The sequence below is a fragment of the Mesorhizobium sp. WSM4308 genome, from assembly GCF_002294905.1.
Classification (GTDB): domain Bacteria; phylum Pseudomonadota; class Alphaproteobacteria; order Rhizobiales; family Rhizobiaceae; genus Mesorhizobium.
Genome location: NZ_NSFW01000019.1, coordinates 59,835 through 73,723, shown reverse-complemented (window position 1 = coordinate 73,723; position 13,889 = coordinate 59,835). Strand labels below are relative to the sequence as shown.

General features: G+C 56.4%; 9 protein-coding genes and 1 pseudogene. All 10 read right to left on the bottom strand.

Annotated elements, in window-relative coordinates; all coding sequences use genetic code 11:
- Positions 1 to 105: 105 nt before the first annotated feature.
- On the bottom strand, positions 106 to 843 hold the full coding sequence (locus tag CK227_RS29220; protein ID WP_082826574.1) for a LuxR family transcriptional regulator: 738 nt from the start codon (positions 841 to 843) through the stop codon (positions 106 to 108).
- Positions 844 to 1,713: 870 nt separating this feature from the next.
- Entirely contained in the window at positions 1,714 to 3,120 is a 1,407-nt protein-coding gene (locus tag CK227_RS29215) for an aminotransferase (RefSeq protein ID WP_063169303.1), read from the bottom strand.
- A 190-nt stretch (positions 3,121 to 3,310) separates the two neighbouring features.
- Positions 3,311 to 3,731, bottom strand: a pseudogene (locus CK227_RS37520) (transposase); the annotation flags it as partial.
- A gap of 483 nt (positions 3,732 to 4,214) precedes the next feature.
- The gene (locus CK227_RS29210; RefSeq protein ID WP_063169304.1) at positions 4,215 to 4,721 is read right to left on the bottom strand and encodes a TIR domain-containing protein; all 507 of its coding nucleotides are present in this window, start codon (positions 4,719 to 4,721) and stop codon (positions 4,215 to 4,217) included.
- Between the two features lie 9 nt (positions 4,722 to 4,730).
- Positions 4,731 to 5,591: a DUF4231 domain-containing protein gene (locus tag CK227_RS29205; protein ID WP_063169305.1), complete on the bottom strand. Its 861-nt coding sequence runs from the start codon at positions 5,589 to 5,591 to the stop codon at positions 4,731 to 4,733.
- Positions 5,592 to 6,993: 1,402 nt separating this feature from the next.
- On the bottom strand, positions 6,994 to 7,491 hold the full coding sequence (locus CK227_RS29200; RefSeq protein ID WP_063169306.1) for an Lrp/AsnC family transcriptional regulator: 498 nt from the start codon (positions 7,489 to 7,491) through the stop codon (positions 6,994 to 6,996).
- Positions 7,492 to 7,984: 493 nt separating this feature from the next.
- Positions 7,985 to 9,508 (bottom strand): fumarate hydratase, encoded by a 1,524-nt coding sequence (locus CK227_RS29195; protein ID WP_063169307.1) that lies wholly within the window; start codon positions 9,506 to 9,508, stop codon positions 7,985 to 7,987.
- Between the two features lie 27 nt (positions 9,509 to 9,535).
- A complete protein-coding gene (locus tag CK227_RS29190; protein ID WP_063170369.1) occupies positions 9,536 to 10,969 on the bottom strand; it encodes an NAD-dependent succinate-semialdehyde dehydrogenase in 1,434 nt (477 codons plus the stop codon).
- A 193-nt stretch (positions 10,970 to 11,162) separates the two neighbouring features.
- On the bottom strand, positions 11,163 to 12,089 hold the full coding sequence (locus tag CK227_RS29185) for a LysR family transcriptional regulator (protein ID WP_063169308.1): 927 nt from the start codon (positions 12,087 to 12,089) through the stop codon (positions 11,163 to 11,165).
- A 167-nt stretch (positions 12,090 to 12,256) separates the two neighbouring features.
- Positions 12,257 to 12,658: a hypothetical protein gene (locus CK227_RS29180; RefSeq protein ID WP_063169309.1), complete on the bottom strand. Its 402-nt coding sequence runs from the start codon at positions 12,656 to 12,658 to the stop codon at positions 12,257 to 12,259.
- Positions 12,659 to 13,889 lie beyond the last annotated feature (1,231 nt).

The window sequence follows — 13,889 nt, the reverse complement described above, 5'->3', positions numbered from 1 at the left end:
GCTGCATCGCCCGAGCCGGCGGAACAGAAGATCTCGGCATCCAGTCAACGCTCGATACAAAGCGCGCGATCGAATGGCCCGAGCACAAGGGGATCAAAAAGCTTCTCAGACAATTGAGGACCCTTCGGACCCCAAAAGGGCTATAGCCTGATTTTGGGTTCGCACGCCTAGCTTCTTCTTGGCATTGTCCAAATGAAAAGCGATCGTGCGTGGCTTGATACCCAAGATGCGGCCGGTCACCCAGGCTGAATTACCCCGCGCTGCCCACCTCAGGCACTCATATTCGCGGGATGTCAGCGAAACCCCATCCACTGTTCGATCGCTCGGCAATTTGCGGCGAACGCAACGATGAAAGCAGGCCGCCATCAGTTGAAGAGCTTGTTCGTACCGCTCAGCGACCCGAAGAAATACTGGACGAGGCTCATCGGCGGCAAAAGTAACCGCAGCGATGCGGCCGCGGAGATCGACAATTGGGATCGTCAAACCGCAGCAGATGCTGAATTGAGCCGCCTCATCGAATAGCTGCTGTTGAGCCGGCGACATTTTATCGCCTCCCAAATTCGATCCCCAGTGAAACGGGCAGCCGCCATTTCGAGCACGCAAGACCACAGGATCGAGTTTCTCATACTGATTTTCCAGATACTGTCTGGTCCAGCGGGGTGGATAGTTTGAAATTAACCTCGGTTTGCCGGAAGGCCGTGCTGGCAAGGAGAGGTAGGCAAAGAAGATTAGGTCAAGTCGTCCGGCCGCCTCAGCCATGGCATCCCGGAAATCTGCCTCATCGATACTCTGTGACAGTCTTTCAAGGAATGTCTCGAAAACAAGTGGCATGTGCCTCGTCATCGTCGCGCTCGATTCTTCCTCTTTCTGCACGCCTTCCGGCTGCGTCGTGTATGTCCCGACAAACGTGATTGAATTCGCGGGCGTCGCTGGGCTGACCGGGCTCCAGAATGCTGCCACACTTTCGATCTTCGTCGGTCATCCCAATCATGCTGGGCTCACCCGATGGGCGTCTGGCAGACGCCTCATGATCTCAACAGCTCAATCAGAGAATCTCCATGCATTAAATCATGACCGCCCCTGCACCGACCAAATCAGGAGAAATCATCCTGCGCTGACCAAAAGCCATCATTGACCCCAGCTTTTGCAGGAATTTGGGTCGGCATTAGCATAACAATTCGGATAGCCGCTCATCCCCCACCCGGGGCGCCGTGATCCGCAAAGAAGTGTTGCGATGCTTTCTTTTCTTTGATAGGCAAATCGTCTCAACAATATTAAAATGCCTTTCCTTGTGAACGGGGTGGCGTGTGAGTATCGTCCTTCTATATACCTGACGTGATAAAATTCACCGCAATGATTATGGCCCGCTGCAATGATGTAAAGGGCACGTCTAAGCTCAATCTGCATCGGAACGTGCAGATGACCTTTACCAGACCCTCGATCCCGCACGGGCCATAATGATACTGATTACGTGGGTCAAAAAGGGCGCCCTGCCGGCGGGGAGGTACACCCGCAGGGCGCGCCGCACAGAGGTCCTGGTCGTTGGGCAACAGGACAGCGGCGGCAGAACTGATTCGGTTACAAATCGTGACTGAAATAGCCCGGAGCATGCTCAAGATCAGATATCTGGAATTCAACAGTTTTGGGTCTGCTCGGCGCAGTAGCGCGCAGGGACATGCCTGCCTCCGGACTCGCTCCTTCGCGATCGCAAAATCATACGGCACCCTCGGCCTTCAGCGCGCGATAGGTGGTATCGACCGACTTTACCGTCGCGTCGACAATGATGTCGATCTCTTTTCGGGTAATGATCAGGGGGGGGGCATAACCGAGGATGTCGCCATGCGGCATGGCCCGTCCGATGACACCATTCTCAAACAGAGCAGCTGCAGTGCGCACCCCGACCTGAAGGTCGGGTTCGAATGGTATCCTTTGTTTTGGGTCCCGCATCATCTCTACGGCCGACAGGATACCCACTCCGCGAACTTCACCAACGATGGGATGTCCCGCCAGCTCGGCCTTCATCCGGTCTTGCCAATACGGTCCAACATCGCGGACATGCTCCAGAATATTTTTTTCTTTAAGCAGTCGAATATTGGCGAGCGCGGCTGCGGCACAAAGCGTGTGCCCCGAATATGTCCAGCCGTGGCCGAGTGCGCCGTGCTTCTCAGTTCCTTGTTCCAAAACCGACCAGACACGGTCGCCAATGATTGACCCGGAGATGGGGAGGTAGGCGGAACTCAAACCCTTTGCGATGGTCACGAAATCCGGACGCATGTTATACAGGTGGGAACCGAACTTCTCGCCGGTTCGCGCGAAGCCACAGACCACTTCATCCGCGATTAGAAGGATATCGTATTTGTCGAGCACCGCTTGAATGGACGTCCAGTACCCTTTGGGGGGCGGCACAATACCTCCTGTCCCAAGTACCGGCTCTCCGATAAAAGCTGCAACCGTTTCCGGTCCTTCGGCCAGGATCAAGGCTTCAAGCTCATCGGCACAGCGCCGGGAGAACGCTTCCTCGCTCTCCTCGACACGCGCCTGGCGGTAATAGTGCGGCGTGGTTGTATGGCGCACCAAATCCAGAGGCAGGTCGAAGAAATTGTGAAAGAAGGGAAGGCCAGTTAGGCTACCCGTGACCAATCCAGACCCGTGATAGCCGCGATTTCGCGAGATGATCTTTTTCTTTTCGGGCCGGCCAAGAATGTTATTATAGTACCAGACCAGCTTGATGTTGGTTTCGTTGGCATCGGAACCGGAGAGGCCGAAATAGACCCTTCGCATGTTCTGACCGAAATACTCGACCACGGCCTCTGCCAACAGGGCGACCGGCTCCGTACCTTGGCTGGCATAGACGTGCGCGAACGGCAATTCGTGTGCTTGCCTGGCAATGGCCTCGGCGATCTCCGTGCATCCATATCCCATGTTGACGCAGTAGAGTCCTCCGAAACCGTCGAGGCTCCTTCGGCCTTCGGTGTCCCAGATATAGACGCCTTCCGCACCGGCCATAATCCTATTTGGCGTTTCGCCTCGGCTGTGCTTGGCCAGATGCGTAGAAGGATGGAAGACGAAGCTTCTATCCTTCTCCCGGAGTTGCTCGGTTCCCAGATTGCTCAAGCGCATGTCCCTCTCCTCGCGATAAATTGGCGGAGGGCACTCGGCCAGCCACCTGTTTAGCAAATAGCATACCGGAAACGTCCCTTGAGTTTCTCGGGAATGCAGGTTATTCGCCGTGAAATTCGCGGGATCGGCCCGAATTGCCGTGAAAACTAAGGCGTCACCTTCGCCTTAGCCGAGGGTCGGGGGCGCGTCCTGCAAACACGAACAGCTTACGACGCGCATGCGCCCAGCATAGTGCCCGATTAGCGGGCGATATTGACGGATGAATAGCGCTCGGGACGCTGTTCCCGCCGGCCGCGCGAGGCACGATAGAGCGCCGGCGGCCATGTTCCGCCGAACTGCCGGTCATCCCTTACATTCTGACGGTCCGGATCGGTCTTGCCCTTCCCAAGGGTGGTAATGAGGTGATCAGGGGCAAAGCACATTCGCCTCGATCAGCAGGCAGCGGGTTCCGTGCCGCGGCACAGGCTCCAACCTGGTTGGCCAGCGCTGAGAGGCTGAGGTCGTGCCCTCGCGCATATTGATAGCTTTGGCGGTGCGGCGGCTGGTGCTCGGCAGACTTCTCGAAGGAGCATAGCCAGAAGGTTCGGCCCGGCAAAGACGCGCGGCGAGAGCTCCTTGCCATTGACATCTTGATTCGCAGCCGACCAGCGCCGCCAAGTTCTATCGTCAGCGTGTTGCCTTTCTTGCGATCGCAAATTCGTGGTTGCTGCGCAGGGCGAGCCGAGCTGCGGCTCGCAGGAGGGGGCGAGCCGACAGAATTGCGCGGCCTGAAAAGCTGCCTCCATCAATGCTGGCCGCTCGTGCAGTCTCGAAACGCTGGATCAAGCCTCAAACATCGAACAGCCGCTCCTTTTCCTCGCGAAACCAGCGCCCTCGCGCGACATGATCTTGTCTGACGATCCGACGCTTCGAGCGGGGCTCCTCTAATAGGTTGCACATGACCTGCAGCTTTCAGCCAAACTCAGCAAATCGGACGTCGTGCTCTTCTTATCATCGCTCGGCAAGCTCGGAACACGCTGGCGGACGTTGCTAAGGCTAGTCGCCGCCAGCGGATGGCGAGGATGTTTGGGCGGCTAAGTGCTTTTAGGTGGCGATTATAAGCCGAGATCGCGATAGGTGCTTTCGCCATAGCTCCTGGCGCCATCGCCACGCTGAGCGTTTGAAAGCCGATGAAATTCGCTCGGCCAATTGGCTAGCGCGTGCTTGATGGCCTTCATCTTGAACGGCACGTGCACAACACATTTGTCCCTGATGATAGGCGGACAGCTCACATCTTGTTGCCGCGAGCCGTTAAGGTTTGCTGCGATTATCGGCAGACCTAGATCAAGAGCCAATTCCATTTCCCAGCGCACGAAGCGAAAAAGGTTTTTCGTCTTCTCACCGATCAGGACAAGTACCTGGCTCGATCCATTCATTCTGTTGCGAAGATTGCGTTTAACATAATCTTCGTCCTGTGCTCGGCTCGTCATATTGTCCAGATCGTGAGCGTTCGCGAATTCAAAACTCACATTCTCGCTGGCGTTCCACCCTTTCATAAAGCGGTATGCCCAAGCGTCTTCATCGCCGTCAAATATTACATAGGTCGGATCGCTGTATGCCATTGTTGTCTCTTAGTTGTTTTGACGAGCAACCCACTGGGTGTGCTCCCGTGAGAAAGCCAGTTCGGCTTCGTTCACCGCGGCGGAGAATGCCTCATCCGAGTTGGCGTCCGTAATAAGGTCGGCAGTCAAGCCGATCTCGTGAGCTGTCAACGTGTAAGCCGATGCCAATTCGTTAAATTTCTTGATCTGGGTCCACCCAATAAGGGAGGCGGCGATGACAATTAGCGGCTCGGTCGGCCAGCCTGGCATCGCGGGGTCAGCGATGCGTACTACGATGAACGAGAATCCCAGAGCGTATGCAAAAATACCAAGGCCCATCCAGACTTTCGCGGACCTCTTGTTCGAGCGCGCCTTCTTCTCGTACCACTTCCGTTGGTCGCAGATTCGTCTCTGCAGATATAGGTCTTTTCTTTCTTTTAGCGGGGAGTCCCTTATCGACATCATCTGGTCGGTTGTTTGGGGGGATGCTGAATCGGTGCCGCTCAACGCGCTACCAAGGTGACGATTGCTATCAAGGATACCTTCCATGAGCTTTCGAAAATCAGCTCTGGCGTCAGCGGCGCGCGCGTCATCGAACGGCTGTGCTCGCATCGCGAAGCGCCAAGTCAATGTCTTCACCGACTCTGCCAGAGCTCGAGCCTGATACCAGACCTGCTCGGGCTTTGTGACCGACCGGAAAATGAGGACTCCCATTGAGCAAAGAAATACCGCAGCATAGACACCGAAATAGGCTTTTGATGGCGACAAGTCCAAAGAGAGCACCGACGCTAAAAAAAGAAGAACGTACTCTGCCCGGATCAGGCGCAGAAACGTCGCCTGCTGCTCGTTGGATGCCACGTCGGCGCTATTATAGAGTCCAGGATATTTCATTTTTGAAGCACACCAGTCTATTTTGTGGCGGTAAATTCTTTAAGCCAGGATTTGGCAAACGTGAGGTTAGCAGTCGAGCTTACAGAGCCTATTCTTGAGCGAGGCGCGGTCCCTCTGTTCATAAACAGGAATGCAGGTCCTGTCCCATCAATGTAAGGGTATAGGCCCAAAAATTCTTGCCCGGAGAATGTTTCCGAAGAATTTTTTGCCACGGGCAGAACCGCTACCGCGGTCCGAAACCCATCGAAAAAGCCAAGCTCCCAAGGCATCCATCTGGATCCTGGAGAATTGTTTGAATGCACATAGATTAGCGTCTTTGACTGCCTCATACGGGTCCGCAGCAACTCGGCGGTGGCCGAGGAGACTTTTGTGCGGTCCAGTTGTGAATCTTCGACCCAATCTACGTAAGCAGTGAACCCAAGCTCCTCGAAAATTCGCTTCACACCGAGAACGATCTCTGCGTCCTTGAAAGAATGTGACAGAAAAACGTCGAATGACGATCTGGCTGTAGCTGCGGCCGTCTCTTCCTTTAGAACGATCGATGCGGCTCTATGTCCTCGACTGGCATTCGCAACTCTTTTCAGCTCTGCCTCGGTCAGTAGCACTATTCAAATCCCCCCATGATCTGTTCGCAATCTATGAACTTGACGCCCATTCGATTAAGCGACCCTTGTCTTGTGAAAACTGGCACCATGCTCTCCAGCCGGTAGCGCAACCTCCACCTTCTCAAAGACCACGTCGGGTGGCAGGAGTGACCGGCCTTGTCACCCACCTACGCGATCCCGGCACAGCCATGCTCCTCGCTTAGAAGGCTGCGGAGACCAGCAATGTCAAACAGGACAGACGATCTCCTAATCTCGAACAGCAACGAACTTAGGACGTAAAAACGCGATCTCCGAATGTCCGCAGGCGTCGAGGGCCGGGTTGGTCGCCAAGGCCGAGCGGGCCAGCTTGCACTCCCGCTACCCGTCGGCTTGCCAAACCCTCGCTGTAGATTTCGCCCCCTACACGGATGCGCTGACCGCGACTAAGCTCAATCGCCACTGATCGCCAATCCAGGGCGAAAGTTCCCCCCTTGAAGTAGCGGTAGAGGCATTTTTCGGCACTTCGCATCTTAGATATGGACGCCTCCTCAACCAGGCACGATCCGGTTTGGCTTCTCGCCGTAACCGTGCTGGGCAAGTGCGTCCGATGGCTGCTTCGATCCTCTCCTGGAATAGATCGGTTCCAGATTGCTCAAGCGCATCGTCCTTGCTCGCGATCAACTGGCGGATAGCGCTCGGCCACCTTTTTCCAGCAATTAGTATACCGCAAATGTCCCTTGAGTTTCGTCGGAATGGGTGCCTTTTGCCGACGAATCTACGGGATCCGTGCCAAACGCCGTTGAAACTTAGCTTTTGGGTTACCGTTGCCTCAGGGCGGACAAAGGTATCGGTGAATTGGACTTCACTGGTTTCGTGACGACAAGGCTATAGTATTGATCAATCCCCAAGCCTGCCTGCAGCAGTCCCTCCATGAAATCCTGATAGGCGGCCATAGAACGAGATGCGACCCGCATCAGATAATCCACGCGCCCCCCAATTGCCCAGCAGTCCAGGATTTCCGGAATGTCTTGGATAGCAGTTTCGAAGTGTCGTTGGTCCTCAAGACGATGACGATCCAGCACGACCTCCACCATCACAAAGATCATGCCGCCGATGAGGGCAGGACTCAGCCGCGCATAAAATCCCTCAATAATCCCCGCGGCCTTGAGTGCTCGGAGCCGCTCCGAACAGGCGGACGCCGAAAGATGAACTCGTTTTGCAAGCTCACTTTTTGAAATCCGACCGTCTGCCTGAATTTCGGAGAGGATCCGCAGGTCCCAACTGTCGAGTTGCACGGGATCGGGTTTCGACTTCATAACCTATGCTCTCAGCGATGACATCGCGTTGTGTGCCGATCAATTCTATCATCAATTGAAACGAGCGAATGTAGCAGTGGAAGGCATCCGTTCCAGGCCCGAGATGTGCCAGAATGGGGTACGAAAATCAGCTGAGGGTGAGCGATCCGCTGAGAAAAGCTGCAGAAGTAATTTGGCTATCGCCCCAACGCCCAACGGGGCAATGGTGCAGCTGGAGAGAATAGTCGGCGGCGGCGGAGACCATGATAAATAGATAACCGATTTTCTTGAATCTCGCTGCCGTACTTGATAGACGCGCGACTGCATTCGACCCTCGATCGCATGGACGGCATACTCAATGCAGTATTCACTCGCACATTCAACTATTAGGGTGAATTGAAGGCCTTGCTTGGCCGGCTCGCCGAGGCGCAGGGCACCGCAAATGCCGCTCGTCTTATGGCTTGCCCGATAATTTGGCGCTCGGGTCTGGCCGAAATCGCCCAACCGGAAAGACTCAAACACCGATGTTGCGTGCGATGCTGTCGGCTGCCATACGCTTACGCCACTCAAGAGGCCCGGAATTGTGAATGGAGTTTCCCTCAACATCGACAGCCATGACGACGGGCATGTCCTGCACATCGAATTCATAGATGGCTTCCATGCCCAGGTCTTCAAAGGCGACAATCCGCGCCGCCTTAATCGACTTTGAAATCAGGTACGCAGCGCCACCCACTGCAGCAAGGTATGGCGTTCTGTGTCTTACAATCGACGCGATGGCCGCCGGTCCCCTCTCCGCTTTGCCCACCATCGCGAAAAGGCCGGTTTCGGCGAGCACCTTGTCCGTAAAATCGTCCAAGCGGCTGGAGGTTGTTGGACCGGCGGGTCCAACGACTTCATTCCTCACTGCCCGGACGGGACCGACGTAGTAGATCACGCGGCCCCTCAGATCGACTGGGAGCGGCTTGCCGGCATCAATCAGTTCGACCATTCGTTTGTGGGCAGCGTCACGGCCCGTCAGCATCTTTCCAGAAAGCAGGAGCGTTTCACCGCAGCGCCACGATGCCGTCTCTTCCTTCGTAAGCGTATCTAAATTGACCCGCCGGACGCCGGCTGGGTTCAATTCGTCGGCTCCGATGTCGGGCCATTCGCGCAAATCGGGCGGCTGGAGGCTGATGGGTCCAGAGCCGTCCAAAGTAAACTTCAGGTGCCGGTTGGCGGCGCATTGCGGGATGAGCGCCACAGGCTTGGACGCTGCATGAGTAGGATAGGTCGCAACCTTGACGTCAACGACTGTCGTCAGACCACCAAGGCCTTGGGCGCCGATACCAAGCGCGTTGATCCGCTCATAAAGCTCAATCCGCAGCCCCTCTTCTGCGCTTGACGCCCCCCTTGCGATCAGTTCCGCCATATCTATGGGCTCGTTCATGGCCTCCTTGGCCAGCAGCATCGCCTTTTCAGCGCTACCACCGATGCCGACAGAGATCAGTCCAGGTGGACACCACCCGCTGCCAAGGGTCGAAACGGTATTGACCACCCAGTCGGAAACGGAGGCGGTGGGATTGAGGGTGGTAAAACGTGCCTTGTTCTCCGACCCGCCGCCTTTCGCGGCGATGGTGATCTCAATCTGGTTACCTTGCACCAGGTCGACATGGACAACTGCCGGTGTGTTGTCGCGGGTGTTGACCCGTCTAGCGAGGGGATCCGCAACGATCGATGCCCGAAGGGGATTGTCCGGATCGAGATAGGCTTGACGTACGCCCTCATTCACAAGATCCGCGAAACTGGCTGTTGACTTAATGCGGGCATCCATGCCGACCTTTGCGAAGACAACCACAAGTCCGGTGTCCTGACAAATCGGGCGCCGCCCAAAGGCCGCCATGCGGGAGTTCAGCAGAATCTGACCTATGGCATTCTTCGCCGACGGGCTCTGTTCTCGCGTGTATGCGTGAGAAAGAGACCGGATATAATCTGGAGGATGATAGTACGAGATGTACTGAAGGGCGTCGGCGACGCTCCTTGTGATGTCGCTACCGGCCATGGTCCGTGTTCTGTTTCCCACCGGATTTTATCCAAATGAACCGAGGCCATTGACCATTTTCAGAATCTGGAAGCTTCGCACCCCCTGCTCGCCGCCTTCATATCCATAGCCGCTTTGTTTGACTCCTCCATAAGGGGCATCAGCGGAAACCCCTTTCAGGTAATTCACACTAACAGCGCCCGCAGAAAGACCGCCCACAAGCCTCTGTTGCGTATCGGCCGCGCCAGTAAACAAGTAGGCGGCCAGACCGTACTCCGTGGCGTTGGCTTCATCGATCGCCTCTTCGATCGTATCGAAAGGAGCCACGGTGAGAATTGGTCCGAACGGCTCTTCATGAAGCACTCTCGCTTCCTTCGGTACGCCAGTCAGGATGGTTGGCGGCCAGTAAAACCCCGGTCGGTCAAGGGGGATGCCACCGGTCTCGATTTGGGCGCCGCCCTCTACCGCATCTTTGGTCAGGCGTTGCATGGCCTCGATTCGCCGCGCGTTTGCCATGGGACCCATCTGCGTTGCAGGGTCATCCGGTGGACCGATCCTGATTTTTCGGACCGCCTCCGTCATCCGGAACAGGAATTCCTCATAGCGGGATCGGGCGACAAGAATCCTGCTGGGCGCATTACAACTCTGGCCCGCGCACTCGAATTTGTATTCCGAAATAGCCGGTATCGCCGTTGCCAGGTCGGCATCTTCGCACACAATAACCGGGGAATGTCCACCGAGCTCAAGGATGCAGCGCTGCAGATTATTCGCGGCCAGTGTGGCCAGCTGTTTCCCAACAGCGGTCGACCCCGTGAACGTCAAGACTTTGACAATTGGCGAACTGAGCAGATGCCGTGATATATGCACAGGAACACCGAACACCAGGTTGACCACGCCTTCCGGTATCCCTGCTTGACGCAAAGATTCCACGACATGGACAGCCACGCTTGGCGTCTCTTCGGCCCCTTTGAGGATCACCGGGCAGCCTGCCGCCAGCGCGGGGGCGAGCTTGCGGGCGATGAGAACGGCTGGATAGTTCCACGGCGTAAAGGCAGCGACGACACCGAGGGCCTCCGGGACGATCATCCTGTTCGGACCCAACGGAATCGGGGTCGACAACTCATCGGCATGCCGGCCATTCCATTCCAGCGTTTCGACTGCGCGCGCGTACTCTCCTGTTGCTTCGGCAATCGTCTTTCCCTGTTCGGACGACAGGTCCCTGGCTGCGGCGCCAGCTTTCTCAGCCAGATTGCTGGCGGCAGAGACGAGGATCTCGCCACGCTCTTTGGCGGGGCGTGAGGACCACGCCTTGCGGCTGCGTTCTGCCGAAGCAAGAGCTTCATCCAAGTCTGGAACCGTAGCCGAGGCCACTGAGGCAAATACCTTCTCCGTCGCCGGGTTGATCACCGGCAAAGTGGCTCGGCTACCACCGGCTCGCCATTTGCCATTAATGAAGAGCTCGTAGCTCCTGGCGTGGGACATCGCGGGCTCCACTTGTGATTCTGGCCATGCGAGCGCCGTTTCAATTTTCGAAGCCGCTGAGCTCGCTTGAGCCAGTTTCATCGCGATGGTCGCAGCGGGTCAAATATCGATTAGTGCCTAAATCCATCTGGAATCCAGATCGATCTGTTCCGACAGGAAGGAAGTCATGCCGTTGTTTACAGATCGATGGTTCTCAGGTCGCGTCAGGAGCCGATGCTACCCAGCCCCGGCTCTCAATCAATTCTCTGGCGACCTTCGGAATGAGCTTGCGGACCGCAGAAACGGCCGCAGAACGCTCATCTTTGGGATTTACAGCAAGCACCACGGAGCGGGTAATTACCGGATCGACTATCTTGACCGTCCGGACCAGCCCTTGAGAGGCTTCTTTCTGAACGGCAGACGGGGCGAGAATAGAATGCGCTTTTCCCTCTACGACCATGTTGATGATCGTTGAGAGCGAGTCCACTTCAAACTTGACGTCCATCGCGCAACCGTGTTGTGCGACGACATCAGCCACCGAACGCCTGACATTGTTGTTGCGCATGGGAACCGCCAGGGGGAATGCATGCAGGTCGGCCAGAGATATCGCATCTTCAAACGGTGGCTCGCCGGACGGAACCACCAGACAAAGGTCTTCGCGCGCTAGCACAGTCATTCGCCCCACACTGTCCGCAGTGCGGTACAGAACCGCCAGATTGAAGCGTCCAGCCGCCATCCATTCCTCTAGCGGTCCCGTCATACCCTCGACCATCTTGAGGGACACCTTGGGCAGTTCGTGTCTTACCGTCTCAAGCAGCGGACCGCTCAGGACGCGAGCAGCTCCAGACGGAATGCCAATAGTCACCTCCCCGGCGGGGGAAGCGGCTGTGTTGGTCAATTCCACCTCGGTAATTCGAATTTCTTTGAGAATCGCCCGCGCCCGCTCCAGGAGTTTGGCTCCTGACGCCGTCACGCTCACGCCGGTCCTGTCGCGTATCAGCAGCTGAGTGCCGAAGCCTTCCTCCAATTGGCGCACATGCAGACTCAGCGCACTCTGGGCGACATTCAGAAAGCCAGCGGCCTTCGTGAAACTGCCTGCTTCGACCACGCCAACAAAGTATCTTAACTGCCTGATTTCCACGGGTACTCTTCCGAGGGCGGACTGCAATGATGTAATCTATCTCGAAATGTGATGGCGCGACAGCAATAATTGCAGAGCGACATGACGCCTAACTGTCGTGTCATCTCAGTGTGGTTTGACCAAAACCGTAACCTATGTGTCCAGAATGGACCCAACCCGCCGAGGCTTCAACCGGCCAACTCGGCGCCCTGATCCATGGAGATGATTTCTCGGACCCTTCGAATAACCGGTAGATCGACCATCTTCCCGTCCAATGTGAACGCGCCTTTGCCTTGCGCCGTCGCATCTTTTTCGCCGCGAGGACACGACGGGTCCCTCGAGTTCTTGTGCGCTTGGTGAAAAGCCCCATCGATGTTTAAATGGATCGCCTGCGGCCCCACGAAGTTATCATTGTCTAAGAATCGCCGATGCTTCCTATCGAGCCGAGACTGCCGCATGGGGAACAGAACGGAAAGGTTCGGCGTCAAAAGCAGGTCGAGTTCTGGGGCACCGCCAACAGCTGCACTGAAGTCTTCAGTACCAAGCGCCATTGCAACCAGCGGCGCTAACAAGATGGGAAAGGAGGTCATTGCTATTGCCGCTGGCGGACTTCGGCCGGCCACCCCATTTCCTCTTCCGAGAGGTGAATTGTCCAACCAACCCTGCTGACTAATGACGAGCATGATCGTATCGTCAACGTGTCACAGAATTGCTTGCAAGCTCACGGCCTCAGCTGGGCCAACGAACATTGAACTCCGTGGACGAAGCCTGGACCCGTCGTCATCCAAGTCAATCCGCGCCTCGATGAGGGGACAGATCCTCAATTGGTTCAGCTGGCTTGCAGTATTGCACCTAGCAGTCACGGCGAGGACTGGGATTTGCGAAGAAGGCATTCTCGCAGTGCGGCCGTACGGTACCTCATTCCTGGCACACTGGATTAGATCGCTGGCGACATTAAGATCAGGTGTGACCGAGGTGAAATTTTATGTCGAAAACCTGAAGGCAGGGCGTCAGGCAGGGCGATTACAGAGATCCTATCGGACATGTCATCGCAGTTTCATCCACCATTGCTCGACCGAGGCGACACTCATCGTCCCATCAACCTAATCCATTGGTCGATCACGCCGTTCACGACCCTTGGCGAAGAAGGAATCAGCAGCCCCTAGGCTCAATTGGAAAGCGGGGCGGGGTCCATACGTATCTTCGTTTCCGGGCACCTCATGCTAATGAAGCCGCGACAACAGGTTGGTTATGCACCCAGGTGCTGGCCAATCCGGCTTGACTGGAAAGTTTCATACCCAGGCCTGGCACAGGCGAGCGTGATGCCGCTCTCGCTATGTTGGACCGCAGACGCCGCGACGGCGCATCGACTGGCGCTGGCGAAGCCTAGGACGCGCCAGTCAAGGACCTGCAAAGAGCAAGATCACGCCGCGCGTTGCCTTCAACGCCCATTTGAGCAGAAAGCAACAAGCCTCGCGTATAGCGATCGATGACCGCACGAAGCGCCATCCGGGCTATGATCTCAGTCAGCACTGCCCTAAGGGGTCAGAGGAGGGTTCGGTCAGTCAAGACCTCAGACGGCATGGCCAAGGTCAAGCTGCGAGGATGTGCCACCGCGGGCGCGGCATAACTTGGCGGGCTACAATTTGGTTCGCTTGCCCAGGCTGCTGGCAGCGCCGGTAGTCGGCCGCGCCGGACTGGCACCTACGTCTGGTCCATGAACGGTTGCTTTAGCAAAACCGAAGTCCTCGCCAAAACTCTTCGCCGACGTGCGACGACCGCGCCGGTGCTCGTTCCGGGGTCGGCAAGACGAAGACAGGC